Genomic DNA, 26598 nt, shown 5'->3' with positions numbered 1-26598 from the left:
ATTCGCTGACTCTGCGAAAGAAACGCCGCGACGGATCACACCGTCTTCAGCACACGCGGCTTCACCTCGGGCACGGGAATGGGGACGGGAAAGCTGGTTAACTCGCTTTTGCCCGCGACGATCGACAGATACCTCAAGCAACACACGCGCAGGAACGACGCAAAATTGCTCGGCACTTCACCGCGCAGCGCGATGAGTTCGTCGTAGAGCTTGACGGCGAATTGCGTGGTCGTCATGTTCTCGCGCGACGCGATTTCATGCAGCACGTCCCAGAAGAGATTCTCCAGCCGCACAGTCGTGATCACGCCGTGGATGCGCAGCGAGCGCGTGCGCGATTCGTACAGGATCGGGTCCGCGTTCACGTAGACATTGCACATGGTTTGTCTCCATTGTTCGTATGAGTGCGGCGGCGGCCATCGCGCCCGCCTGCCGCACTCGATGAGTTCACGTGCGTCGATCAGATTGTGCGCCTGTTCATCTGCCCTGCGATGTAGTCGGCCTGACGGATCGCCAGTGTCACGATAGTCAGCGTCGGGTTTTCCGCCGCGCCCGTCGTGAACTGGCTGCCATCGGAGATGAGCAGGTTCGGCACGTCGTGCGTCTGGCCGAAACGGTTGCACACGCCGTCCTGCGGCTTCGCGCTCATGCGCGCAGTGCCGAGGTTGTGCGTCGACGGATAGGGCGGCACCTTATACACGGTCTTCGCGCCCGCTGCCTGATACACGGCGCTGCCCTGCTTGAAGCCGTGCTCGCGCATCGCTTCGTCGTTCGGATGGTCGTCGAAATGCACGTTGGGCACGGGCAGGCCGTACTGATCCTTCACGTCGGTATTCAGCGTGACGCGGTTGGTCTCGCGCGGCATGTCCTCGCCGACGATCCACATGCCCGCCGTGTACGGATACGCGTCCATTGCCTGCGTGAAGTCCGAGCCCCAGGCGCCGGGGTCGAGAAACGCCGCATAGAAAGGCAGCCCCAGCGACACCGTCTCCATGTGATAGCCGCCCGCGAAACCACGCGACGTATCGAAGCGCGCTTCGTCTTCGATGATGCCCGCCATCGTCGTGCCCTTGTACATGTCGACCTTGTCGTTGAACACGGCATAGACGGAGCCCGTCGTGTGACGCATGTAGTTGCGCCCCACCTGTCCCGACGAATTCGCCAGCCCGTCAGGGAAGCGGCTCGAATGCGAATTCAGCAAGAGACGCGGCGTTTCGATCGCATTGCCCGCCACCGCGACGATGCGTGCCTTCTGGCGTTGCAGCTTGCCAGCGGCGTCGTAATAGACGACGGCGCTTGCCTTGCCCTTCGCATCCGTTTCGATCTTCACGACCTGCGCCTGGGTGCGCAATTCCATGTGGCCCGTGGCCTGCGCGCGCGGAATCTCCGTGTACAGCGTCGACCATTTCGCGCCTGTGCGGCAGCCCTGGAAGCAGAAGCCGCGCTGAAAGCAATGCGCGCGGTCGTCGCGCACGATGCTGTTGGTCGCCATGTGGCCGGTGTTGCATTCCTTGTAGCCAACCTTCGTCGCGCCGTTGTACATCACCTTGAAGTTGTTGTTGCCGGGCAGCCCAGGTAAACCGTTGGTGCGCGTAACGCCCATTTTCTTTTCGGCGCGGTCGTACCACGGCGCCATTTCCTCGCCCGTCACGGGCCAGTCGAGCAGGTTCGCGTCCTTGATCGTGCCGTAATTCGTTTTCGCCTTGAATTCGTGGGGCTTGATGCGCAGGCTCGCGCCCGCCCAGTGCGTCGTCGTGCCGCCGACGGTCTTGCAGATCCACGCGGGCAGGTTCGGGAAGTCGGTGGCAACGCGCCACGTGCCCGACGTCGTGCGCTTGTCGAGCCACGACAGCATCGAAAACGAGCCCCATTCGTCAGTGGTGAAATCGCCTTGCGTATGCAGCTTGCCCGCTTCGAGCACGATCACGTCGATGCCCTTTTGCGCCAGCTCGTTCGCCAGCGTGCCGCCGCCCGCGCCGGAGCCGATGATGACCACGGCGCGCGCATCGTTGTGCGCGAAATGCACCTTGTTGTTGTCGTCCATGTCAGGTCTCCGTTGCTCAGCTGTCGGTGGGAATCGGACCGCTCGCGGCGGCGGGCGGATTCGGCAGCCACGCCAGATCGTTGAAGCCCTTGGTCAGATAGCCGCCGTCGCCTTGCGCCGCGCCGTAGCCAAAGTGCGCGTAGGCCATGTCGTTGCTGTACAGCGAGACGATGGCCGTCGTGCGCACGGTCGTGAAGAACGGCGTCTTCTGCATCGCGGCGACATCGCGCGCCTGCTCGGCGGGCGAGCGCTTGGTCCAGTCCGAGCCATTGAGCGCGTCGAGCTGCTTCACGCCATCGGCGAGTGTCTGGCGCGCGGCGGGATCTTTCTGCGCCTTCGCATCGAGGTCCTTGACGACGAGCGCATAGACCGCGTCGTCGAGCGTCTTGTGCGGGTACTGCTGCTTGACGAAGGCGAGCAGCACCGCCCCTTGATGCGTATCGAGCGCCTGCATTTCGAGCGCCCATACGCGGCTGGGCGCAAGCGTCGCGAGTATCGACGGGAACGCGAGCGTGCCGATCAGCACACCCGTGCCCTTGAGCCACTCGCGCCTCGCCAGCGAGCGCGGCGCATGCGGTGCATCCGGCTCATGAGCCGTGGCAGACGTTGCGGCGATTGGAATCACTCTGTGACTCATGCCTGTCTCCTTGATGGTTGTGTTGTGGGGGTACCGCGTCATGCGCGGCTTTCTATTGGTAATGCCCGTGCCGTTCGAGTACTTCGATCTTGTAGCCGTCCGGGTCCTGAATGAAGAAGTAACGCGCTAGCAAGGCGCCGTCGTCGTTCTTGAATTCGCGCACGTCGTTCGGCGTCATGCCGAGTTGCAGGAGACGCTCGCGCTCGCGCTTCACGTCGTCGACGACGAACGCGACGTGCCCGTAACCGTCGCCATGCGAGTACGCGTCTTCGCGTCCCTTGTTCCAGGTGAGTTCGATCTCGTTGTCGGATTCGTCGTTGCGCAGATAGACAAGCGAGAAGTCCGGAAAATCGAGCCGATGCGAAGGCTCGAGCCCGAACGCACGCTGATAGAACTTCAGCGAGCGGTCGAGATCCTGAATGCGGACCATCGTGTGGATCATCTTGGCCATGTCGTCCCTCCTCCGTTTGATGCTGAGTGTAGGAGGGCGATGTGCGCCGTGGTAATGCAGGGCTAAATGCGCTTAGGGACTTGCCCTATGTTGCAGATGCGTGCGGGTGCGATGGGATCGGAAGATGTCTTCGAGTGTGAAGACGATGCGATGCGCCTATGGGCAATGAAGTGCGGCGCAGCATGCGCGGACGGCGCATGCCACTGTTCGACGCGCGATCCAGGGTAAGCGATAGGCCCGTGCGAATGTCGCAGCGTGGCTGCTGCGATGCGCCATCTGCCTGATGACAGCGAGCCTACAAAGCGTTCACCTCGTGCGGCGGGCTGATGCCCGCATGCGCGAGCGCTTCATGCAGCGTGTCGAATACGTTCGATTCGCCGACGACCTGCGTAATGCGATGCCGGTCCATATCGGCGCGCAGATAAGGATTCACTCGCCCGAAGATGACAGCCACCTTGCGGTCTTGCAGATCCGTAATCAGATCGCTCAGCGTGAGGGCCGCCGAGTAGTCGAGCGCGGTGATCGCGCCCGCATCGATAACGAGCGAATGCAGATCGCCGGATGCAGCATCGACGAGTTCGATCACTTCCGCTGTGAAGACGTGATCGTTGGCGAAGAACAGATCGGAGCCGAAGCGGTACACGATGAGTCCCGGCGCGCTCATAATGCCCGGCTTCGCGGGCACGGGCTGCCATCTGCCGTTGGCGGGCGACGGTTCCATCACCATCGTATGCGGGCGATAGCTGTGCCGCACATGCCGCAGCAGCGACAACGCGACGGCGAGCAGAATGCCATGCTCGACGCCGACCATCACGACGGCGGCCGCCGTGATGAGCGCGAGCGTGAACTCGCCGGGGCTTTCGGCGCGGATCGCCGCGAGACTCGGCACATTGACGAGACCGACAGCGATCGTGAACACGATCCCGGCGAGCACGCAATGCGGCAGGTATTGCAGATACGAGCTGAAAAAGAGCAGCACGACCACGACCACACCCGCGAACGCCAGTTGCCCGATCTGGCTGCGCGTGCCCGCGCGTTCGGCCATCGCGGTCTGCGTCGGGCTGCCGTTGACGACGAACGTGCCGCTGAATGCAGCAGCGGCGTTGGCCGCCGCCAGCCCGAGAATGTCGGCGTTGGTGTCCACTTCTTCGTGATACTGCTGCGCGAACACGCGCGCCGCGGCAGCACTTTGCGCAATGATCATCACGAAGCACGACGCCGCCACGGGCACGAGGTCGAGAAACTGTTGCCACGTGACAGCAGGAAACCCGAACGGCGGCAGACCGCCGCTGATCGGGCCGAGGATCGTAATGCCGTGCCCGGCGAAATCGTAGGTCTTGCTCGCGGCGATGCTGCCTATCACGGCAATGAGGGGAATCGGCATGCGCGGCAGGAAGCGCTTGCCGATGAGAATCGCGCCCACCACCAGTACCGTGAGCGCGAGCGTCGGCAGATGCGCATGGACGACATGCCCAATCACATAAACCAGTTGCGCAAGACTTCGCGACGAGGGATACGGCACGGTCATGCCGAACATGTCGCCAAGCATCGCAATCGATACCTGTATGCCCACGCCCGTCAGGAAGCCAACCAGCACGGTACGCGAGAGGAAATCGGCGAGAAAGCCGAGCCTGAAAATCCGGGCAAGCAGCAGGAGCGCCGCCGTCAGCAAGGCGACCATGCCCGCCAGCGCGACGTACTCGACACTGCCCATCGGCGCAATGGTCGACGCGCGGCTGGCGAAGATGGTCGCGGTGGCCGAGTCGGCGGCGACCACGAGGTGCCGCGACGCGCCGAAGAACGCGAACGCGACGAGCGGCAAAAACACGGTGTAAAGCCCCGTCACAGCGGGCATGCCGGCGATGCGCGCGTAGCCAAGCACCTGCGGTATGTCCATCGACGCCAGCGAGATGCCGGAGAACACGTCGCGCCATGCGCTCGCGCGGCCGATCGGAAGGATGCCCTTCAGAAGGCTCAGGGATGCTGAAGATTTTTCTTTTGAGTTATGCATGCTCAAGTACGTTGGAGTGCTATCCACGCATCCTGCCCTGAATGTTTGCGCTGTGGCAAGAAACCTCGACGCCTATCCGCGCTCCGTACCGGAAATCATTTACGCATCTGTACCGGTACTGTACCGGCACCGATCGGTACACTGTCGCCAATCTCGAAATACTTGCGGAGCCGTCCATGACCCTCGACACCCTGAGCGCCAGCGCCCTGCCCGCCGGCATCCTGTTCGCGCTCGTCACGACCATCACGCCCGGACCGAACAATACGATGCTGCTCGCATCCGGCGTCAATTTCGGTTTTCGCCGCACGCTGCCGCATATTCTCGGCATCAGCGCGGGCGTGGCGTTGTTGATGCTGTCTGTGGGTTTCGGGCTTGGCGAAGCGTTCCGCCGCTTCGAAGTGCTGTACACGGTGCTCGAAGTGCTGAGCGTCGTGTATCTGCTGTATCTCGCGTGGAAAATCGGCACGTCGGGCGAGATGCAGGTCAAGAAGGGCGAGCGCCGCCCGATGCGCTTTCATGAAGCGATCGCGTTCCAGTGGGTCAATCCGAAGGCGTGGATGATGGTGCTCACGGCCGCGACGACGATTCATCTGAGCGCCGACTTCGGTATCAATGCGCTGTTGATGGCCGTGCTGTTCTATGTGATCGGCTTGCCATGCATCTGCCTGTGGGCCGCGTTCGGCACCGCGATGCGCCGCGCACTGTCGAACCCCGTGTGGCTGCGCACGTTCAACATTGCGATGGCGCTGATGCTCGTCGCGACGCTTTATCCCATCGTGTTGCGCCTGATCGCGTGACGCGCGGACAGTCTGGAAATTTTTCTCGCTTTGCACGACTTTTTGACCAACCGCCGCGCGCTTCAAACGTCCGTTTTCCACCACGGCCCGTCTCGCGAATTGACAGTAGAATAACCAACACATAACCCTGTCCTCGTGAGCGGGCTCAGCACTGTCCTCGCCGGCATCATCGCCGGATTGCGGCACTTGACGGGCTCGATAATTGCTCCAAGACCACGGTTATCTCTGAGCAGATTTCACCGGCGCGTACGCGACGCGCCAGTCCCGCCATTGACAGACGCAGACCGCAAGGGTCGGAGGCGTTGCACACATGGACGCACAGGAATCTCCGGACCGCGAGCGCGGCGGCCGGCAGCAGCAGTACGAGAGCGCGTATCTACCCGACAGCGACGATCCGCAGGCACGGCATTACAGTTGGGTGCAGATCTGCCTGATCTCGGCGATGGGTCTCGCCGTCGGCGTGATGGGCACGGCTGCATATGTGATCTGGTTCAACCGCGACCAGGTGGCCTACGCCGAAGCCGTCGAATCAGCCCGGCGCCCGCTGCCCACGACGGCAACCAGCGCGAACGGCGATCTGCGCATCCCAAGCCATGCAGCTGCAGCTGTGCCGACGAGTTCAGTGTCGGGCCGCGTGATACCGGCAACGCCGACGCAAAAACCCGCTCCCGCCAACACTGACTCGCTCGCCGCAGCCCAGACAGCCGACGACGACACGGACGCAGACGCAGACGCGAACGACCCGTCGCAAGCCGCCCGCACCGCGCCCGGGCCAAACAATTCCGCTGCCGCTCGCGCCGACCGTGGCAAGCAGCCGGGCAACGCCGCGCGCCATGCGCAACGGGCGAAACCGAAGGAAACGTTCGTGTCTCGGCTGACCGCGATGTTCCGCAAGGTCGGCTATAACCGCCGCACCCGGGAACCCGGCAACAACCCCGATCCGTATTCGCACCCCTAGCCCGCCGGCGTGAAGCAAACCGTCACGCCGATCCGCCCGCTCAGCCCGCGATGGCGCCCGCAGCCGATCGTGGTCGGCGCGCTCGCACTCGCGTGCCTCGTGGTCGGGCTGCTCTACGTTGCCGTGCAGGTCAAGGCGCTATTCTCCGATCACTTCCAGCAGCAATACGCAACGCTCGTGCTGGAAGCCGTCGGGCGTGCCGACAACGCGCTCAATGTGGCGAGCCTGCTGAAGCGCAGCGCGCCTTCGAATGGCGCTAACGCGACCTACCAGCAGGCACTCGACGAACTGGGCGCACGCGTCACCGAACTCGACGCGCTGATCGGATCGAGCCCCGTTCCCGCGCCGCGCTTGCCGCAAGCCAACGCGACGGCAAAAAGTCTCGACGAACTGAAGCAGTCGCTCGCGGCCACGGCGGACTACTGGCACGCGCGCCGCGACGCCGTCAGTCACGATGTCCGACGGCGCACGCTGCGCGTCGCGAGCGTGCTCGCCGTCCTGACTGTCGTGGTGACGGGCGCGCTGTTCGCGGCGCTCGTCGTGTTCGCGCGGCGGCATCGGCGGCTCGCAGGTCTCACGCATCAGTTCCGCCACGCCGCCCAGCATGACGCGATGACGGGCCTGCCCAACCGCCAGCAACTGCTCGCGCGGCTCGACCGCATCGCAGCCGAGCGCGCGCCCGGCAAATGCGCCGTGCTGTATGTCGACCTCGACGGCTTCAAGCAGGTCAACGACACCTTGGGCCACGCCATCGGCGACGAATTTCTGATCGCGCTCGCGCAGCGCTTTCGCCAGTCGCTGCGCCCCGGCGATATGGTCGCGCGCATGGGCGGCGACGAATTCGCGGCGCTCGTCTCCGGCTTCGGCAACGACACGGAGCTCACGGGCATCGCCGCGCGGCTGATGAACTGCGTCGGCGAAACCGATACGCAAATGGGTCTCGGCTTCGTGCGCGCGAGCGTCGGCATCGCGACCTATCCCGATCGCGTCGCCGATCACCGGCTGCTGGTCGCCGCCGCCGACGGCGCGATGTACGAAGTCAAGCGCCACGGCAAGAATGGCTACGCGTTCGCCGTCAGCCCCATTCCGCCCGCATGATTTCGACGCGAGACAGCGCTTCCATCGAGTCGATTCCAGCGATCAACGCCGCCGGTTCAGCACGTCCATGCTGTTTCAATCGAATCTGAGAAACGCAATCAACTTCCGTCCGGCGCTGCCGTTATAAGGGTTCAGCAAGGCGCGGCAGCATGCGCGCCGTCTCCTATGAACGGTCGAGTTGAAGTGCCTCACGCGTCAGCCATCAGCCAGTGAAGAACATCGCGTCCGTAATGAGGTCGTTGACAGGCAGACTTCGCACATCCGTCAAGCGCTTGCGGCCCCGCGGCCACGGCAACGCGCCGCATCGCGCATTCATTCTGCTGCCTGCGCTGACCGTGCTGATCCTCGCTGTCTTGTGGGTCACAATCCTGATGCGGCTGCGCGTCGAAAAGACAGCCGTGCTGCATGACGCACGCGTCGCGGCCGGCACCGTCGCGAGCGCGCTCGACACGCACACGCTGAAAACGATTCACGACGTCGACACGATCGCGCTGCTGGTCAAATACGGCTTCGAAAGCTCGCCCGATACGTTCGATCTCAAGAAATACCAGGCCTACGGCCTCATCACCGCCGACACGGCGCTGCAAGTCACCTTAGCCGGCGCAGATGGTCATGTGATCACATCGACGATTCCGTTTTCCGGCGCCATCGACCTCAGCGACCGCAAGCACTTTCGCGTGCATCGCGAGCGAGCCGACGTCGGGCTGTTCCTCAGTGAACCGGTGATCGGCCGCATCTCGCGGCAATGGTCGATTCAGGCGACGCGGCGCATCAACCGTCCGGACGGCAGCTTCGGCGGCGTCGTGATCGTGTCGGAGAATCCGGCCTGGCTCACCGACGGCTTTTACACGAGTGCCGCCCTCGGCGAGCACGGGATGATCGCGGTGCTGTCGGGCCGCGGCTCGATGCTGTCGCGCCGCGCAGGCGATGCGCCGAGCCGCACGGGCGAGTCGCTGCCGACGGGCTACGTCGATCCGCGCGGCAACGACGAAATGTTCACCGACCCGATCGACCGCGTGGAACGCATCGTCGCGCGCCGCGAGGTCAAGCGGTACGGGCTCACGGTGATGGCGGGCCTCTCCGTCGCCGAGACGCTCGACGACTACTACCGGATGCGCCGCGTCTACGTGACGATGGCAAGCGTGATTTCGGCGATTCTGGTCGGACTGTCCACGTGGATCGCCGCGCTGATCCTGAAACTGCTGAAGGGCCGGGAGCAGTTGCACCGGCTCGCGCATACCGACCGCCTGACGGGCCTGTCCAATCGCGGCTGCATCATGGATCGGCTCGAGGAAGCGGTCGCCGCGCCGGACGCCGCTGGCCGCGTGGCCGTGATCTTCGTCGACCTGGACCGCTTCAAGGAACTCAACGATACGTTTGGCCACCATTTGGGCGACACGATTCTTGCTGAGATCGCACGGCGCCTGACGGATGTTGCGCAGGGCCGCGCGCAGGTCGGACGGCTGGGCGGCGACGAGTTCCTGGTCGTGATCGAGGACGACGCGGCGCTGGCGCCCGACGTTGCCGACGCGATCACGGCGGCGCTGGAGGTGCCTGTCAGCGTGCATGGCAATGCGTACCGCGTGTGCGCGAGCCTCGGCATCGCGGTGCTGCAATCCGGCGAACGCGCGGAGGATCTGGTGAAAAGCGCGGACCGGGTGATGTACGACGCAAAGGAACTCAGCCGCGCGAACCGCGCGCCGAGGGCAAAGAACGCGCTCGTCGCGTAATACAGGCAGAACCAATACAACGCATTCGGCGCATCGCTTGCTGGCGACGATACGAATGCTCTAAAACCAGGGGAAAACGGCTCAAGCTTTACGGCTTGCTGTCGTTAGCGCAGTGTATGGAAAGGAAACTCGCACAACGCATCGTCAGTTCGGCGCACCGCGCGGCAGAAGCGATCGCGAACGCCCGCACGGATCTGCCCGAAGTCAAGCGGGATCAGTTGTACAGCCGCGTGTTCATCGGGCTGCTGGAAGACAATGTCGGCGCGGCAAACATCGGCGAACTGATCGACTCGCTTGCCAGGCCCTGACGTTGCCTCTCGCGCCTGCCGTGCTCAGCCCCGCCCGATGCGTTCGATGAAGCGCCACAACGCGTCATCGGTGGAATGCGGGACGTTGAAACGGAACCACGCGCTCGGCGCATCGTCGGGACGGAAGTAGGAACCGGGCGCGAGCCAGATACCATCCGACAGCGCCGCCGTCGCAATCTCGCCCGCGCGCTCCGGCTCCACGGGCAAGCGGGCGAACAGGAACAACCCCGCGCGTGGCCGGTGAAAGACTTCCAGCCCCAGCGCATCCAGCCGTTCCTCGACAATCGCGTGCGCGGCGCGCAGCCTCTCGTTGACCTGCTCGACGTGGCGCGCGTAGCGCCCTTCGTGCAGCACCTTGTCGACGATCCGCTCGATCGCCTCCGACGAAGTCAGCCCCACCGCCATCTTCGTGCGCGCCAGTTCGCGCAGCACGTCGCGCTCGGCGACGACATAGCCGCAACGCAACGCGGGTGTCACCGTCTTCGAAAAGCCGCTGATGTACAGCACGCGGCGTAAGCCCTCCATGGCCGCGAAAATCGGCGCGCCGGGGGAGCCAAGTTCGCGGCTTACATCGTCCTCGATCACCCACATGCGGTTGCGCTCGGCGATCTGCAGCAGCCGGAACGCGGACGCCATGCCGTAGGTCGCGCCTGTCGGATTCTGCAAGGTCGTGTTGACGAAGATCGCCTTCGGATGATGCGCGTCGACGAGTTGCTCCAGCACGTCCGTGTCGATGCCCGCCGGCGTACGCGGCACGCCGATCACGTTCAACCCGGCAAGCTTCAGGATTTGCAGCAGATTGCAGTAGCCGGGATCTTCGACGACGACGGTATCGCCCGCGCGCAGCAGCGTGCGCACGATCAGGTCGAGCGCCTGGGTCGCGCCCTGCGTCAGCAGCACGTTCGACACCTCGACGGGCAGGCCGCGCCGGTCCATCTGCTCGGCGATCTTCGCGCGCAGCGGCGCGAAGCCGTACGGATGCCCATAGTCGCCCAGACGCGCGGCGGGCACGCGGCTCATCGCGCGGAACGCGTGCTGCATGCCCGTTTCGTTGATCCACTCGTTGGGCAGCCAGCCGCCGCCCGCCTTGATCGGCATGGAATGGTCGGCGAACACGTCGGACAGCAGCCAGGTTGCCGTGAGACTGGGCGGCTGCCAGTCGACGGTATGCGTATGCGCGGACCGCGCGCGCGGCGCGACGCGATAACCGGAGCCGCGCCGTGCCGTCACGAGGCCCATCGACACGAGCCGGTTGTACGCCTCCGTTACCGTGAACGTGCTCAGCGAATGCGATTGCGCAAGCTGGCGCACCGACGGCAGCAGCGCGCCGGCGCGCAGCGCCTCGCTGTCGATCGCATGCGCGAAGCCCTGCACCACCTGCTCAACGAGCGTCGGCGCCAGGCGGCGGTCACGATCCAGTTCGATTTCGATCATCAGGGTTCATCCAGACGGCAACGGATACCGCGCCAATTCCAGCACAGTTAGGCCGATTCGACCAGCACAGTTAGCAGCGCAGTGAGTCAACTGTTTATGTCCGCCATTTAACCTCGGACGCTACAGTTTCGCTATCCATTCGAGGAGAAACCCATGACTTCGCGCCCTGTAATCGACGATCTGTCGAACTTCTGGATGCCGTTCACCGCCAACCGCCAGTTCAAGTCGGCGCCGCGCCTGCTGGAATCGGCCAAAGGCATGTACTACCGCTCGACCGACGGGCGCGACGTGCTCGACGCGTGCGCGGGCCTGTGGTGCGTGAACGCGGGTCACGGCCGCGACGAGATCGTCGCCGCCGTCCAGAAGCAGGCCGCGACGCTCGACTTCGCGCCGACCTTCCAGATGGGCCACCCGCTCGCGTTCGAAGCGGCGTCGAAAGTCGCGGAACTGATGCCCGAAGGGCTCGACCGCGTGTTCTTCACGAACTCCGGCTCGGAGTCGGTCGATACCGCGCTGAAGATCGCGCTCGCCTATCACCGCGCACGCGGCGAAGGACAGCGCACGCGCCTGATCGGCCGCGAGCGCGGTTATCACGGCGTGGGCTTCGGCGGCATTTCGGTCGGCGGCATTGCGCCGAACCGCAAGACGTTCTCGGGCGCGCTCCTGCCGTCCATCGATCACCTGCCGCACACGCACAACCTCGAACACAACGCGTTCTCGAAGGGCCAGCCGGCCTGGGGTGCGCATCTCGCCGACGAACTGGAGCGCATCGTCGCGCTGCACGACGCGTCGACGATTGCCGCGGTGATCGTCGAACCCGTGGCGGGCTCGACGGGCGTGCTGATTCCGCCGCAAGGCTATCTGCAGAAGCTGCGCGACATCTGCACGAAGCACGGCATCCTGCTGATTTTCGACGAAGTGATCACGGGCTTTGGGCGTCTCGGCGCTGCGACGGCCAGCGAATATTTCGGCGTGAAGCCCGACCTGCTGACGATGGCCAAGGCGATCAACAACGCCTCCGTGCCGATGGGCGCCGTCGCGGCGAGCCGCACGGTGCATGACACGATCGTCAACGCCGGCGCGCAAGGCGCGATCGAGCTGTTCCACGGGTATACGTACTCGGCGCACCCGCTCGCCGCCGCCGCCTGCGTGGCGACGCTCGACCTGTATCGCAGCGAAGGGCTGTTCGAGCGCGCGGCATCGATGGCGCCGAAGTTCGAAGCCGCCGTTCACGCGCTGCGCGACGCGAAGTACGTGAAGGACATCCGCAACCTCGGCATGGTCGCAGGCGTCGAACTGGAGCCGCGCGACGGCGCGCCGGGCGCCCGCGCTTACGAGGCGTTCGTCAAGTGCTTCGAGGCGGGCGTGCTGATCCGCTTCACGGGCGACATCCTGGCTTTCTCGCCGCCGCTGATCATCGACGAAGCGCAGATCGACCAGATCTTCCAGACCGTCCGCAACGCGCTGGCTTCGATCCAGTAAGCGTCTTGCACGCCGCTGCTGCTCGCCGCCGGTCTTTTGAACGACGGCGAGCGCAGCGGCGGTTCTCCCGCTAGCTTTCAATGATGCGCACGCGCGGCCCGCGTATGCGCAGCCTTCTTCGCGGCCGCCGACCGGCCCGCCGCGCCCTTCGTCGCAGCCGCCTTCTTCGCCGCAGCCGAGCGGCTCGCCGCCGGACGGCGCGCTGCCGCTGCCTTGGTCTGCTTCGACAACGCTTTCTTCGATGCGCCCTGCCCGCTTTCGCGTTTCAGCACGGCCTCGGCAACGCGCGAGCGTTTCGCCGTCGATTCGCTGCTCGGGCGGCGTGCGGCCGTGGTCTTCGAAGCTGTTTTCGCCGTGGCCTTCTTCGCGGCTGAGTGCTTCGCTGCAGGCGTCTTCTTCTGTCCCGCAGCCGTGTCCGCTGCGGCTTTCTTGCGCGCGGCTGCGCTCGTCGTTCCCGCCTTCGGCTGCTTCAGCGCGACGCCCGCGCGGCGAGCCTTCGACAGACCGATCGCGATAGCCTGCTTCGCCGATTTGACGCCGTGCTTGCCTTCGCGCACGTGGTCGATTTCTTCCTTCACGAACTCGCCGGCTTGAGTGCTCGCCGACTTGCCGGCGCGCTTGTCGGCGGCGGCACGCTTGAGGGTTGCTTTATCAGGCATGACATTGCTCCCGTTGAATGGTGGCGTGTCATATGCAGCAACGGGTGTGCCTTATCCTCGCAGACCGCTGTCCTGGCTCGAAAGCCCTGCGTTTTTGGGGGGCCTCCAACCGCTCGCCAGACGAAGGGATGCTTCGATTCGCGCTGCCTGGCAATCACGACGCAGGCGGCCCCGATGCACAACGAAGGCTGCGCAATACGCCGATAGCGTCTATGGTTTACGTCAAAGGCGGCGATGCAACCGTCAGGAGACGCCTCATGAACACACAGACAGTCAGGGCAGGCGCCCATATCGAAGGGATTCACTGGGTGGCCGAATACGCGGAGACCATGCACGAGATTCGCATCTTCCGCGAGGGCCAGGAAGTGGACGTTCACAATGCGCCATCGACGCTGTTCGGCGACGAAGAGAACGCCGGTTCGAAAAGCTGCGCGGACCATCGCGCGGCGGAGGCGGCCGTGCTTGCGTATCTGCGCCATTTCGTGGCCGAGCACGACGCCGAGGAATGACGGCGCGCGAGTAAAAAGGCCAGCCGCGCGGCTGGCCTTCCGGACGCGTCTTGCATATTCGCGGAGTCAGTCCGCGGGACGCAGTTTCTTCACTTCGGCGTCGGACGGCTGCACGCTCGCGCCGTCGATATAACGGTACGACGTCATCACACCCTTGCCGTCCTTCAGCGCGGTCACGCCGACGAACGCGCCCATCGTCGACTGGTTATCCTGCGGTCGATACGTGATCGGCCCGAACGGCGTATCGACATTCAAGCCCTTGAACGCGGCTGCGAGCTTGTCGGGATCGGTTGAGCCCGCCTTCTTGATGCCGTTCGCAATCGACATCAGCGCCGCATAGCCGACCACCGAACCGAGGCGCGGATAGTCGTGATACTTCGCTTCGTAGTCCGCGACGAACTTCTTGTTGGCGGGCGTATCGATGGAATACCACGGGTAGCCCGTCACGATCCAGCCGACGGGCGCTTCTGCGCCGAGCGTGTCGAGATAGTCCGGCTCGCCCGTCAGCAGCGACACGACGCTGCGGTCCTTGAAGAGCCCGCGCGTATTGCCTTCGCGAACGAACTTGCCGAGGTCCGCGCTGAACAGCACGTTGAAGATCGCGTCGGGCTTTGCGTCGGCGAGCGCCTGCACAGTCGAGCCGGCGTCCAGGTTGCCGAGCGGGGTTGCCTGTTCGGTGACGAACTCGACGTCGGGTTGCGCGGCCTTCAGCAGCTTCTTGAATGTCGCCGCCGCCGACTGGCCGTATTCATAGTTCGGGTACACGAGCGCCCAGCGTTTTTTCTTCAGCTTTGCCGCTTCGGGTGCGAGCATCGCTACCTGCATGTAGGTGGAAGGACGCAGGCGGTATGTGTACTTGTTGCCGTCGGCCCAGACGATCTTGTCGGTGAGCGGCTCGGCGGCGAGGAAGAACATGCGCTTCTGCTTCGCGAAGTCCGTTAGCGCGAGGCCCGTGTTCGACAGATAGCCGCCGAATAGCAGTTGCACCTGCTCGCGGGCGATGAGTTCTTGCGCGACGCGGATCGTGTCGCCGGGGTTCGCGTTGTCGTCGCGTGAGACGACTTCGAGTTTTTTGCCTAGCACGCCGCCGGTTGCGTTTACCTGATCTAGTGCGAGGTTCCAGCCGTTTTTATAGGGCATCAGGAAGGCGGGTTGTGCCTTGTAGCTGTTGATTTCGCCGATCTTGATGGTCTGTTGGGCGGAAGCGCTGAGGGCCGTCAGCGAGACGGCTAGTGAAGCGGCAATGCGGGATATCCATGCTGCGTGCGAGGTCATGCGGTGGCTCCGTTTTATTTGTCCGTTCAAGGGTGCGGGTGGGAGGTGCGAAGGTTGAATCGTACCGGTTCTTGGCGTTCGCGGTGTGGGGGTGGGGTTGGTCGGTGTTTCTGCCTTTGCGGCGCAGGCGTTGCCGTTCGGTGTTTTGGTCTTTGCGTTGGCATCTGCGTTAGCGCCTGTGCGGCGCGGGCGGTTTGCTCTGTTCTTTCGCTGGCATCCGCGCTTTGCCTTCGCGGCGCGGTCGGTTTGGTTTTTTGGGGTTTTCGCTGGCATCCGCGATTCGTTAGCGTGCTTCAAGCGTCGCCCCTGTGCGGGGCGGCACCTACTTTTCTTTGCCGCCGCAAAGAAAAGTAGGCAAAAGAAAGCGGCTAACACCGCCAGTTCTTGTGTTTGCCTGAGGGCCCCCACAGGGTCTTACGCTTCACACGACAGCCTTTTCTGTTTGCGTGCGTTGCCAACGCTTCGAATGAACGCCTCACCCACTTCGACCACCTGCGCACGGGCTAACGGCAGCGAATGGTATGTGCCGCCCAGGTGGCAAACTGTGTGTAGGTTGTCGCGTCGTATAGCCTGGCGCTCTTACAGGGTGGAACGCGTGCGCTTTCGGTCCGAAGTGAGGCGTGCGAGGCACTACGGCCTACACACAGTTTGCCACCTGGGCGGCGGTGGACTATCTGGCATGGCGTGCTGTAACGCAGGTGCGCGAAGCGGTTGAGGCGCACCGCAAGAGCGCTGGCAACTAACATGGGTCACGTGATTGCCGTGTGAAGTGTAAGAACCTTTGGGGGCCCTCAGGCAAGAACTAGAACTGGCGGTGTGAGCCGCTTTCTTTTGCCTACTTTTCTTTGCGGCGGCAAAGAAAAGTAGGTGCCGCCCCGCACAGGGGCGACGCTTGAAGCACGAAGGCATAGCGCGGATGCCAGCGCAAACACAAGCAAACCAAACCGACCGCGCCGCGAAGGCTCAAACGCGAATGCCAGCGCAGAGGCAAAAAAACCGCTTGCACAGCGACCACCGCCTCGCGGACGCGAGCAAAAAGCGAAAACCCAACCCCAGCGTCGCAGACATCAAACCCCCAGATACGCCCTCCTCACACCCTCATCCCCCGCAAGTTCGCGCATCGCGCCACCAAACCGAATCTGACCTTTTTCGAGCACGTAAGCGCGGTCACTGACCAACTCAGCGAAATGAAAGTTCTGCTCAGACAGAAGAATGGACAACCCCTCGCGCTTCAGCTCAAGAATCATATTAGCCATCTGCTCGACGATCACAGGCGCGACACCTTCCGACGGCTCGTCGAGCAGCACAAGATAAGGATTCCCCATCAACGTCCGCGACACAGTAAGCATCTGCTGCTCGCCACCGCTCATCTGCCCGCCAAGCCGCTGCGGCATCTCACCGAGATTCGGAAACAGCTCGAAGAGCTTGTCGGGCGTCCACGCAGGCGCCCCCACGCGCGCGGGCTGCCGCCCCGTGTCGAGATTCTCCATCACAGTGAGACCAGAGAACACGCGGCGATCTTCAGGCACATAACCGAGCCCCATCCGGGCAATCCGATGCGGCGGCAACGCAGAAATATCGGCCCCGTCGAAATGAATCGCGCCTTCACGACGCGCCATCAACCCCATGATCGACTTCATCGTCGTCGATTTGCCTGCGCCGTTACGGCCCATCAGCGCGACAACTTCGCCGCGCCCCACTTCGAGGCTCACGTCGAAGAGGATTTGCGCGCGCCCGTAGAACGCATTCAGTCTGTCGACTTTCAGCAGTGGTGCGTTCATGTGCGCGGCTCCGTGTGTGACTCGCCGCCATCGCGCGATAACGCCGCGCGCGGCTGGAACGTCTTGCCCGTGCCGAAGTAGACGGCCTGCACGTTGGCGTCATTGCGTATCGTGTCCGCGTCGCCCTGCGCAATCAGCTTGCCGCGCGCAAGCACGATGATCCGGTCCGCGCTGGAAAATACGACGTCCATGCTGTGTTCGGTGAACAGCACGCCGATATGGCGCTCGGCGGAAAGACGCTTCGTCAGCGCCATCAGTTCGGTCCGTTCCTGCGGCGCCATGCCCGCCGTCGGCTCGTCCATCAGAAGAAGCTTTGGTCGGTTCGCGAGCGCGATAGCCATCTCGACACGCTTCACGTCGCCATAGGCAAGCACGCTGCACGCGCGTTGCGCATGCGCCGTCATGCCGACCTGATCGAGCAGCGCCAGCGCCTCATCCTCGAAGTGCGACGCCGCCGGTTTCCACAATCCGTATAGGCGCTTTTCGCGCGATACGAGCGCCATCTGCACGTTTTCAAGCACGGTCATCGAGTTGAAGGTCGCCGCGACCTGGAACGTGCGACCGACGCCGCGTCGCCAGATATCACGCGGACGCATGCCGACGAGTTCGTGTCCGTCGAACATCACCGAGCCGTGCGTCGGACGCAGTTGTCCGTTCACGATGTTGAAGCACGTCGATTTGCCCGCGCCGTTCGGGCCGATCAAGGCGAGCAGTTCGCCGGGCCTCACGTCGAACGAAACGTCGTCGACGGCTTTCACGCCACCGAACGACATCGACAGATTCGATACGCGCAGAAGGCTCATTGGCCGCGTCCTGCTTGTGCTTCATCGCGCTCGAAGCGCTCGCGCACGAACCCCACGATGCCTTGTGGAAACGCAATCACAAGCAACAGGATCGCGAGGCCGAGCAGCGCCTGCCAGTAGTCGGTCTGACGCGCGACGGTATCCTGCAGCCACGTGAACAGCGCCGCGCCCGCGACAGGCCCCGTCAACGTCTGGATGCCGCCGAGCAGCACCATCACGAGTCCGTCGACGGAACGGCTCACGCTGATCACTTCCGGTGAGATCGTGCCTTTGGAAAACGCATACAGCGAGCCAGCGAGCCCGCAAAACAGCGACGCAATCACGAACGCGGCCCATTGCACGCGTTTCGTGTCGATGCCGATGGCCTCCGCGCGCAACGCCGAATCGCGGGACGCGCGCATCGCAAATCCAAGCGGCGAGAACAGCATGCGACGCAGCAGCCACACGCCAAGCACTGCGCACGCCAGCGTCAGGTAGTAGTAGGCAACGGGCGTCGACAGCCAGTTCGACGGCCATAGTCCGAGAATGCCGTTGCTGCCGCCCGTCACGTCATCCCACTGATACACGACGGACCAGACGATCTGCGCGAACGCGAGCGTGAGCATCGCCAGATACACGCCCGACAGTCGCACGCAGAACCAGCCGAACACCAGCGCGCCGAGCACGGCGAGGAGCGGCCCGAGAACGAGCGCGGCTTCCATCGGCAGATCGAGCACTTTCAGAAAGAGTGCTGCGCCGTACGCGCCGAGGCCGAAGTACGCGGCATGACCGAACGAATGCATGCCGCCCGGTCCCATGATGAAGTGCAGGCTCGCCGCGAACAGCACGGCAATCAGAATTTCGACGAGCAGCACGGGCATGTACGGAAACGCGCCGGCGGCGAGCGGCGCGAGCACGAGCACGGCCAGCACGCATGCCGCGAGCCACTTGAGCTGCTTGCCTGCGGGCTTCAATGGCATTTCCGCGGGCGCCGCCGTGCGAACCGTCGACGTCGCTCGTCCCAGCAGGCCCCACGGCCGCACGACGAGCACCACGGCCATCACGACGAACTCCGCGACGAGCGTGAAGCGGCTCAACGAAAGGTCGACGCCGAACAGCGACACATGTCCGATGCCGATGCACAGCGCCTTGATCTCCGCGATCAGCAGCGCCGCGATGAACGCACCCGGAATCGAGCCCATCCCGCCGACCACGACGACGACGAACGCATTGCCGATCGTTTCGAGATCGAGCGACAGATTCGCCGACATGCGTGGCCCTTGCAGTGCGCCGCCAAGCCCTGCGAGAAACGCGCCGACGAAGAACACGCCCGTGAACAGCCACGCCTGGTTGATGCCGAGCGCGCCGAGCATCTCGCGATCCTGCGTCGCCGCGCGCACGAGCGTGCCCCAGCGCGTGCGCGTCAACGCGTACCACAGCAACAGCAGCACGAGGGGCCCGATCATGATCAACGCGATGTCCCATGTCGGCAGTTGATGGCCGAGCAGTTCGACGGCGCCGGACAGATGCGGCGCGCGCGGGCCGAACAGGTCCTGCGGGCCCCAGATCGCGAGTGCGGCGTCGCGGAAGATCAGCACGAGTGCGAATGTCGCTAGCAGGTGGAACAGTTCGGGTGCCTTGTAGATGCGCCTCAGCACGACGAATTCGACGAGCGCGCCGAGTATGCCGATCACGAGCGCCGAGGCGAGCATCGACAGCCAGAAGCCGATGACGCTGCTCGTGCCGAAGCGGCTCGCGATGCTGTAGGCCACGTAGACGCCCAGCATGTAGAACGAGCCGTGCGCGAAGTTGACGATGCGCGTGACGCCGAAGATCAGCGACAGGCCCGCTGCGACGAGAAAGAGCGCCGAGGCGTCGGCGAGTCCGTTGATCAATTGGACTAGCAGGTTGGGGAGCATTTTTGCCTGGCGGCGGGTGGGTTTGGGGTTGGGGTTAGGTTGTGTCGGGCGACAGGTATACCGGAAATGTTTTTGGTTTGCAGGGGTTTTTGATCTGCGGTTTGGTTTTTTGGTTTGCAGCCGCGGGACGGTAGGGGTGGTTTGTCTGCCATTGCGCTGGCATACGCGGTGTGCTTTCTGTGAGCAGGAGTTGCCGGTCGGTATGTTTGCCTTTGCGTTGGCATCCGCGTTTGAGCCTGCGCGACGCGGGCGTTGGTTTTGGTTTGCTCGTCGTTGCGCTGGCATCCGCGATTCGTTAGCTTGCTTCAAGCGTCGCCCCTGTGCGGGGCGGCACCTACTTTTCTTTGCCGCCGCAAAGAAAAGTAGGCAAAAGAAAGCGGCTCACACCGCCAGTACTAGTGTTTGCCTGAGGGCCCCCAACCGGTCTTACGCTTCACACGGCAGCATTCCTGTTCGCGTTCGTTGCCAACGCTTCGAATGAGCGCCTCACCCGCTTCGAATACCCGTACTCGGGCAAGCGGCAGCGAATGGTTTGCGCCGCCCAGGTGGCAAACTGTGTGTAGGTTGTCGCGGCGTATAGCTTGGCGCTCTTGCAGGGTGGAACGCGTCCGCTATCGGTCCGAAGTGAGGCGTGTGAGGCGCTACGGCCTACGCACAGTTTGCCACCTGGGCGGCGGCGGACTACCTGGCACGGCGTGCCGCAACGCGGACATATGAAGCGGGTGAGGCGCAGCGCAAGAGCGTTGGCAACGAACATGGGTCACGTGATTGCCGTGTGAAGCGTAAGACCCTTCGGGGGCCCTCAGGCAAGAAGAAATGTTGGCGGTGTTAGCCGCTTTCTTTTGCCTACTTTTCTTTGCGGCGGCAAAGAAAAGTAGGTGCCGCCCCGCACAGGGGCGACGCTTGAAGCACGCTAACAAATCGCGGATGCCAGCGCAAACCCCAAAAAAACCAAACCGGCCGCGCCGCGAAGACAAAACGCATATGCCAGCGCAAAGGCAGCCCGAACCACCTAACGGGTGCCACCCCAAAAAACAAAAGCCGCGCAACATAAAGTCACAACGGCTTCACCAAAAAAACAAAAAACCACCACTACAAAGAACTACGCCGTGGCACTGCCCTCCTGGTCCTGCTCCTTAAAAACCTTATCAGCCAGATGAAAAGCAGAATTCGCCGCAGGCACCCCACAATAAATAGCAGTCTGCAACAGAACTTCTTTCACCTGATCCCGCGTCACCCCATTATTCCGCGCGGCGCGCAAATGCAGAGCAAGCTCCTCGCTGCGATTCAGCGCGACCATCATCGCAATAGTCAGTAAACTACGCGTATGCCGCGGCAACCCATCGCGAGTCCAGATCTCACCCCACGCATACCGCGTGATGAAATTCTGAAACTCCTCCGTCACTTCCGTGCGATTCACCAGCGACCGGTCCACATGCGCATCGCCCAGCACCGCGCGGCGCACGCCCATGCCCGCTTCGTATCGTTGATCGTCGTTCATCGCTGCCCCTTCAGAAAATCGAGCACGGTCTTCGTGAACATGTCGGAAACTTCGATGTTCGAGATATGCGACGCATCCAGTTCGACATACCGCGCACCCGGAATCGCCGCCGCCAGTTCGCGCCCTTGCGCCGGCGTCGCGGCGAGATCATGCGTACCCGAAATCACAAGCGCGGGCGCCTTGATGCCAGGCGTCTCAGGCCGCAGATCGGTCGCGTTGATCGCTTCGCAATTCAGCGCATAACCTTCCTTGTCGGTGTGTACGAAAACGTCGCGCACATAATTGAACACGAGCGGCTCGCGTGCAATGAACTCCGCCGTGAACCAACGCGGCAACACAGCATCCGACAACGCGAGCATGCCTTCCGTGCGCGCCCGCGCCGCGCGCGGCACCCATACTTCCGGCGAGCCGATGCGCGCCGCCGTATTACAAAGCACAACGCGATCGATGCGGTCCGCGTAGCGCGCCGCCAGGCCGACGCCCGTCAAACCGCCCATCGAAATGCCGCAGAAATTCGCGCGCGCGATCTTCAACGTATCGAGCAGGCCGATCACGTCGCCCGTCAATTGCTCGATTGAATACGGTCCCTTCGGCGCTTCCGAATGGCCGTGGCCGCGCGTGTCGTAACGCAGCACGCGAAAGTGTTTCGCGAATTCGGCAACCTGCGGCGTCCACATCGACAGGTCGGTGCCGAGCGAATTCGACAGCACGAGCCACGGCGCGTTGCCGTGCCGGTCGCCGTCGATCCGGTAGTGAAGCTCGATGCCATTGACTGCGGCGTAAGGCATTCCTTTACTCCTGATGTTGGTTCACGCGTGCTTTGCGCGCGGTATGAAGAGCCAGCACGGCGTCCACGAAAGCGTGCGCGCTGCCCACGTAATGCGCCGGATCGAGCAGACGTCTGAGTTGCTCGACGGGCAGATGTTGAGTGACGGCCCCATCGGCAGCCAGCACGTCGAAGAGCGTCTTGCCGCTCTTCACAGCCTCTTTCGACGCATGCTCGACGAGATGATGCGCATCCATCCGGCCGATCTTGTCGCCGAGCGCGAGCATCACCGCTTCGCCGAGAATCAGACCATGCGTCACCTCGAGATTCGCCGCAAGCCGCTCTACATTCACTTCGAGTCCCTGCGCGATCTGTTCGATGTTCGCCAGCGCGCCGCCCGCGAGACGTGCAAGATCAGGCAGCGCGTCCCATTCGGCCTGCCAGCCGCCGAGCGCGCGCTCGTGTTCCTGCACCATGCCGCCGAACACCGTTGCGATAAGGCCCGGCGCGCGCGCCGCCGCCGTCAGCACGGCTGCGCAGCCGACCGGGTTGCGCTTGTGCGGCATCGTCGACGAGCCGCCTTTGCCGGCGGCAACCGGCTCGCCCAGTTCGCCGAGTTCGGTCTGCATTTGCAGCGAGATATCGCGCGCAATCTTGCCGAGCGTACCGATCAGCATGCCGAAGAACGACGCCGTTTCGGCGATGCGGTCGCGCTGCGTGTGCCACGGCACAGCGGGCATCTCCAGATTCAATTCTTTCGCCAGCGCGGCGGCAACCACGCCGCCCTTGTCGCGCAAACTCGCGAGCGTCCCGGCCGCGCCGCCGAATTGCAGCACGAGCACGCGCTCGCGCAACGTGTCGAGCCGCTCGCGATGGCGCAGCAGCGCGTCGAGCCATTGGGCGAACTTCAAACCGAGCGTGATAGGCAGCGCCTGTTGCAGCCACGTGCGGCCGATCATCGGCGTCGCGCGATGTTGCTGCGCAAGTGAGGCAACCGCATTGCAGGTGGACGACAACGCGCCGTCGAGCAGATCGAACGAATCGCGCAGTTGCAGCACGGTCGCCGTATCGATGATGTCCTGGCTCGTCGCGCCCCAATGGACGAACTTCGACGCTTCCGCGTCGGCGTCCTTGACGCGCGCGGTCAGTTGCTTGACGAGGGGAATCGCGAGATTGCCGCCGAGCGCGGCGTCGCGTCCGAGCGCGTCGGCGTCGAGCTTGTCGGCACGGCAGGTCGCCTCGATGGCGGCAACGGCCGATTGCGGAATCACGCCATGGGCCGCCGATGCGCGCGCCAGCGCCGCTTCGACGTCGAGCATCCGTTGCAGCGTCGCGCGCGGCGACCAGATGTCGTTCATCGGCTGCGTGCCGCAGATCAGGCCAGTCAAGCGAGCGCTAGCTTCTAGCATGATGTTCTGTGCGTTGGGATGAATGCGCGTTGAGTCGCGCCTGGAAGCGCGCGGCGTTCGGCTTCATTGTCGCCGAACGCCGCGCCGAGGTCACGCGCGCATTTGCGCGCGCGTGGCTGCTACGTATCGAGGCTAAGCGAGGCTCAGGCCGCGCGAGCCTGCTGCGTGCCGTCGATCAGCGCGACGCCCGTCAGCTTCTCCAGTTCCGCGAAGTCGATATCCGAGAAGATTTCGCGCACGACGAGGCCGTCCTTCGTCACGTCGATCATCGCGAGGTCGGTGTAGATGCGGTCCACGCAACCGACGCCCGTCACCGGGTACGAGCATTCGGCGACGATCTTGCTTTCGCCCTGCTTGGTCTGATGCTCCATCATCACGAACACCTGCTTCGCGCCGATAGCCAGATCCATCGCGCCGCCGACAGCGGGAATCGCATCGGGTGCGCCCGTGTGCCAGTTCGCAAGATCGCCCTTCGACGACACCTGGAACGCGCCGAGCACGCAGTAGTCGAGATGGCCGCCGCGCATCATCGCGAACGAATCGGAGTGGTGGAAGAACGCGCCGCCCGTCAGCAGCGTGACGTGCTGCTTGCCGGCGTTGATCAGCTCGTCGTCTTCCTCGCCTTTCGCGGGCGCCGGGCCCATGCCGAGCAGGCCATTCTCGCTGTGCAGGAAGATTTCCTTGTTGGCGTCGAGGTGATTCGCCACCAGCGTCGGCACGCCGATGCCGAGGTTCACGTAAGCGCCTTCAGGAATGTCCTGCGCGACGCGCTTCGCCATTTCATCGCGGGTCAGTCGTTTCATGTCAGGTCTCCTTCAGGCGGCTTGTTCGGGGCGTTGCGAGGCGTGGGCCGCCTGCGGCACTTCGACGACACGCTGCACGAAGATGCCCGGCGTGACGATCACTTCCGGGTCGAGCGCGCCGAGCGGCACCACTTCCGACACCTGCACGATCGCCGTTTTCGCCGCGCTTGCCATGATCGGGCCGAAGTTACGCGCCGTCTTGCGATACACCAGATTGCCCCAGCGGTCGCCCTTGTACGCCTTGATGAGCGCGAAGTCCGCGTGCAGCGGCGCTTCCAGCACGTAATGCTTGCCGTCGATCACGCGCGTTTCCTTGCCTTCGGCGAGCTTCGTGCCATAACCCGTCGGCGTGAAGAAGCCGCCGATGCCCGCGCCCGCCGCGCGGATGCGCTCGGCGAGATTGCCCTGCGGCACGAGTTCCAGTTCGATTTCGCCCGCGCGATAGAGCGCGTCGAAGACGTATGAATCGGTCTGACGCGGGAACGAGCAGATGATCTTGCGCACGCGCTTCGCGTTGAGCAGCGCCGCGAGGCCCGTGTCGCCGTTGCCGGCGTTGTTGTTGACGATGGTGAGCTCTTTCGCACCCTGTTCGATGAGCGCGTCGATCAGCTCGGACGGCATGCCCGCCGTGCCGAAGCCGCCGATCATGACGGTCGCGCCGTCATGCACGTCGGCAACCGCCGACTGGAGTGACTCGAAAATCTTGTTGATCATGTCGAATATCCTCTGAAACGCGTCGATCCGCGTCGCACGATCCACCAGGCAACTGGCGAAACGCGCGCCGGACGGTCTCCACGTCCGCTTTCGTCCTTCATAGTCTGCTGACGACGGAATGCAGACCTGCGTGTTTGGCTCGCCCTTCAATCCCTATCGCCCGTCGAACTTGCGAAAAGTTCTATATGCGAACACAGTTTCGTTTAGCGAACGTACTGGCGCATTATGGTTTGCGCCTGCATCTCTTGTCAAGGCAACGGTTTCGTGGTTTGCCCTATGCCGCGCGGTGCGCCGCCGGGTGCGCAAATCAATCGCGAAACGGCAGCCCCACGTAATTCTCTGCCAGCATCCGCGACGCCGCATCGGAATGCGCGACGTACCGCAACTCAGCCATCTTCAGCCGGTTGATGAACGGCGTGTCATCGAACGATGGATGCAGCATGTTTGTCATGAAATACGAGAAATGCTCGGCGCGCCAGACGCGCTCCAGACAGGTCGCCGAATAGGCGGCGAGCAGATCGTCGCGGCCTTCGCGATAGCGCGCCGCGAGCGCCTTCGACAGCATGCGCACGTCGGCGACGGCGAGGTTCATGCCTTTAGCGCCTGTCGGCGGAACGATGTGCGCGGCGTCGCCGGCAAGATAGAGGCGGCCGTATTGCATCGGCTCGCACACGAAGCTGCGCATCGGCGTCACGCCCTTCTGCGTGATGTCGCCGATGGCGGGCAGCCAGCCGTCGTCGTTCTCGAAGCGCGCGTGAAGCTCGGCCCAGATGCGCTCGTCGGGCCATTGCGCGAGGTCTTCGTCGGGACGGCACTGCAGGTAGAGGCGCGTTACCTCGGGCGAACGCATGCTGAAGAGCGCGAAGCCGCGCTCGTGATGCGCGTAGACGAGTTCGTCGCAGGTCGGCGCGGCGTGGGCGAGGATGCCGAGCCATGCGTAGGGATAGACGCGTTCGAAGGTTTGCAGCGCGTCGGCGGGAATCGACTCGCGCGCGATGCCGTGAAAGCCGTCGCAGCCCGCCACGTAGTCACAGTCGATACGCTGCACTGCGCCATCTCGTGCGAATTGAACCCACGGTTTGTCCGTCGTCAGGTCGTGCAGCGACACTTCGGACACGTCGAAATACAGCGGTTGCTGGTGCTCGACAGCAGCGGCGATCATGTCGCACACCACCTCATGCTGACCATACACGGTAATCGCGCGGCCGCCCGTCAGCGCCGTCAGATCGATTCGATGCCGCTTGCGCTCGAACAACAGCTCGATGCCGTGATGCACCAGCCCTTCGCACTGCATCCGCGCGCCGAGTCCGGCTTCGTTGAGCGTATCGACGGTGCCCTGTTCGAGCACACCAGCGCGTATCCGATGCTCGCAGTGTTCGCGCGACCGGCTTTCCAGCACCACCGATTCAACGCCCGCCAGCCGCAGCAGATGCGACAGCAGTAGACCGGCGGGACCCGCGCCAATAATGGCAACTTGAGTGCGCATCGTTCGTCTCCGAGTCTTTTGTTCGAGTCATCAAACGATTCTCGGCG

The 26598-nt window shown here is 63.6% G+C and carries 24 protein-coding genes; 7 read left to right on the top strand and 17 right to left on the bottom strand.

The genetic code is table 11. The features are described from left to right. Window positions 1-35: 35 nt before the first annotated feature. The 5 genes from C2L65_RS17760 to C2L65_RS17740 all read right to left on the bottom strand — a co-directional run bounded on the left by C2L65_RS17760 (window position 36) and on the right by C2L65_RS17740 (window position 5140). Window positions 36-377, bottom strand: a complete 342-nt coding sequence (locus C2L65_RS17760) for a ribbon-helix-helix domain-containing protein (protein WP_007747228.1) — start codon at window positions 375-377, stop codon at window positions 36-38. An 80-nt stretch (window positions 378-457) separates the two neighbouring features. Further along, window positions 458-2041, bottom strand: coding sequence for a GMC family oxidoreductase (locus tag C2L65_RS17755; protein WP_042314363.1), 1584 nt, complete (start codon window positions 2039-2041; stop codon window positions 458-460). A 16-nt stretch (window positions 2042-2057) separates the two neighbouring features. After that, complete coding sequence (locus C2L65_RS17750) at window positions 2058-2678, bottom strand: tat (twin-arginine translocation) pathway signal sequence (RefSeq protein ID WP_042314362.1); 621 nt, start codon at window positions 2676-2678, stop codon at window positions 2058-2060. 52 nt (window positions 2679-2730) lie between these two features. Further along, window positions 2731-3129: a VOC family protein gene (locus C2L65_RS17745; RefSeq protein ID WP_007748683.1), complete on the bottom strand. Its 399-nt coding sequence runs from the start codon at window positions 3127-3129 to the stop codon at window positions 2731-2733. A gap of 295 nt (window positions 3130-3424) precedes the next feature. Beyond that, window positions 3425-5140, bottom strand: coding sequence for a SulP family inorganic anion transporter (locus C2L65_RS17740; RefSeq protein ID WP_042314395.1), 1716 nt, complete (start codon window positions 5138-5140; stop codon window positions 3425-3427). A gap of 176 nt (window positions 5141-5316) precedes the next feature. On the opposite strand from C2L65_RS17740, the gene C2L65_RS17735 reads away from it, so the two are divergent. The 5 genes from C2L65_RS17735 (at window position 5317) to C2L65_RS17715 (ending at window position 10031) form a co-directional block, all read left to right on the top strand. Further along, window positions 5317-5937, top strand: a complete 621-nt coding sequence (locus C2L65_RS17735; protein ID WP_042314394.1) for a LysE family translocator — start codon at window positions 5317-5319, stop codon at window positions 5935-5937. A 310-nt stretch (window positions 5938-6247) separates the two neighbouring features. Further along, window positions 6248-6895: a hypothetical protein gene (locus tag C2L65_RS17730; protein ID WP_042314361.1), complete on the top strand. Its 648-nt coding sequence runs from the start codon at window positions 6248-6250 to the stop codon at window positions 6893-6895. 9 nt (window positions 6896-6904) lie between these two features. Continuing rightward, window positions 6905-7993, top strand: a complete 1089-nt coding sequence (locus C2L65_RS17725; protein ID WP_042314360.1) for a GGDEF domain-containing protein — start codon at window positions 6905-6907, stop codon at window positions 7991-7993. Window positions 7994-8223: 230 nt separating this feature from the next. Then, entirely contained in the window at window positions 8224-9723 is a 1500-nt protein-coding gene (locus C2L65_RS17720) for a diguanylate cyclase domain-containing protein (protein WP_042314359.1), read from the top strand. 116 nt (window positions 9724-9839) lie between these two features. Beyond that, complete coding sequence (locus C2L65_RS17715; RefSeq protein WP_042314358.1) at window positions 9840-10031, top strand: hypothetical protein; 192 nt, start codon at window positions 9840-9842, stop codon at window positions 10029-10031. Window positions 10032-10055: 24 nt separating this feature from the next. On the opposite strand, the gene C2L65_RS17710 is transcribed toward C2L65_RS17715, so the two are convergent. Beyond that, complete coding sequence (locus C2L65_RS17710) at window positions 10056-11465, bottom strand: aminotransferase-like domain-containing protein (RefSeq protein WP_042314357.1); 1410 nt, start codon at window positions 11463-11465, stop codon at window positions 10056-10058. A 153-nt stretch (window positions 11466-11618) separates the two neighbouring features. Between C2L65_RS17710 and aptA the strand changes: the two genes are divergently transcribed. Further along, entirely contained in the window at window positions 11619-12947 is a 1329-nt protein-coding gene (gene aptA, locus C2L65_RS17705; protein ID WP_042314356.1) for an omega-aminotransferase AptA, read from the top strand. A gap of 77 nt (window positions 12948-13024) precedes the next feature. On the opposite strand, the gene C2L65_RS17700 is transcribed toward aptA, so the two are convergent. After that, window positions 13025-13606, bottom strand: coding sequence for a DUF6496 domain-containing protein (locus C2L65_RS17700; RefSeq protein ID WP_042314355.1), 582 nt, complete (start codon window positions 13604-13606; stop codon window positions 13025-13027). Between the two features lie 257 nt (window positions 13607-13863). Between C2L65_RS17700 and C2L65_RS17695 the strand changes: the two genes are divergently transcribed. Next, window positions 13864-14115 carry a hypothetical protein gene (locus tag C2L65_RS17695; protein WP_007748721.1) on the top strand — a complete coding sequence of 84 codons (252 nt, stop codon included), beginning with the start codon at window positions 13864-13866 and terminating at the stop codon, window positions 14113-14115. 66 nt (window positions 14116-14181) lie between these two features. Here the strand turns inward: C2L65_RS17695 and C2L65_RS17690 are convergent, their stop codons facing one another. The 10 genes from C2L65_RS17690 to C2L65_RS17645 all read right to left on the bottom strand — a co-directional run bounded on the left by C2L65_RS17690 (window position 14182) and on the right by C2L65_RS17645 (window position 26551). Further along, a complete protein-coding gene (locus tag C2L65_RS17690) occupies window positions 14182-15390 on the bottom strand; it encodes an ABC transporter substrate-binding protein (RefSeq protein ID WP_042314354.1) in 1209 nt (402 codons plus the stop codon). A 1067-nt stretch (window positions 15391-16457) separates the two neighbouring features. After that, window positions 16458-17171 carry an ABC transporter ATP-binding protein gene (locus C2L65_RS17685; protein WP_042314353.1) on the bottom strand — a complete coding sequence of 238 codons (714 nt, stop codon included), beginning with the start codon at window positions 17169-17171 and terminating at the stop codon, window positions 16458-16460. After that, complete coding sequence (locus C2L65_RS17680) at window positions 17168-17974, bottom strand: ABC transporter ATP-binding protein (protein ID WP_042314352.1); 807 nt, start codon at window positions 17972-17974, stop codon at window positions 17168-17170. The genes C2L65_RS17685 and C2L65_RS17680 overlap by 4 nt, the downstream gene beginning before the upstream one ends. Next, window positions 17971-19872, bottom strand: a complete 1902-nt coding sequence (locus tag C2L65_RS17675; RefSeq protein WP_042314351.1) for an ABC transporter permease — start codon at window positions 19870-19872, stop codon at window positions 17971-17973. The genes C2L65_RS17680 and C2L65_RS17675 overlap by 4 nt, the downstream gene beginning before the upstream one ends. A 1102-nt stretch (window positions 19873-20974) precedes the next feature. Further along, window positions 20975-21373: a 4-carboxymuconolactone decarboxylase gene (pcaC, locus tag C2L65_RS17670; protein ID WP_042316679.1), complete on the bottom strand. Its 399-nt coding sequence runs from the start codon at window positions 21371-21373 to the stop codon at window positions 20975-20977. Continuing rightward, window positions 21370-22161, bottom strand: a complete 792-nt coding sequence (gene pcaD / locus C2L65_RS17665) for a 3-oxoadipate enol-lactonase (RefSeq protein WP_042316680.1) — start codon at window positions 22159-22161, stop codon at window positions 21370-21372. Before pcaD ends, pcaC begins: the two co-directional genes overlap by 4 nt. Before the next feature lie 4 nt (window positions 22162-22165). Next, window positions 22166-23548: a 3-carboxy-cis,cis-muconate cycloisomerase gene (locus tag C2L65_RS17660; protein ID WP_042316683.1), complete on the bottom strand. Its 1383-nt coding sequence runs from the start codon at window positions 23546-23548 to the stop codon at window positions 22166-22168. Window positions 23549-23691: 143 nt separating this feature from the next. Then, window positions 23692-24351 (bottom strand): 3-oxoacid CoA-transferase subunit B, encoded by a 660-nt coding sequence (locus C2L65_RS17655; RefSeq protein ID WP_036000108.1) that lies wholly within the window; start codon window positions 24349-24351, stop codon window positions 23692-23694. A 12-nt stretch (window positions 24352-24363) separates the two neighbouring features. After that, complete coding sequence (locus C2L65_RS17650; RefSeq protein ID WP_042316700.1) at window positions 24364-25065, bottom strand: 3-oxoacid CoA-transferase subunit A; 702 nt, start codon at window positions 25063-25065, stop codon at window positions 24364-24366. 307 nt (window positions 25066-25372) lie between these two features. Further along, window positions 25373-26551, bottom strand: coding sequence for a 4-hydroxybenzoate 3-monooxygenase (locus C2L65_RS17645; RefSeq protein WP_042316685.1), 1179 nt, complete (start codon window positions 26549-26551; stop codon window positions 25373-25375). Between the last annotated feature and the right edge of the window lie 47 nt (window positions 26552-26598).

It is taken from the genome of Paraburkholderia terrae, assembly GCF_002902925.1.
Lineage (GTDB): Bacteria > Pseudomonadota > Gammaproteobacteria > Burkholderiales > Burkholderiaceae > Paraburkholderia > Paraburkholderia terrae.
This window is presented reverse-complemented; position numbering and strand designations above follow the sequence as displayed.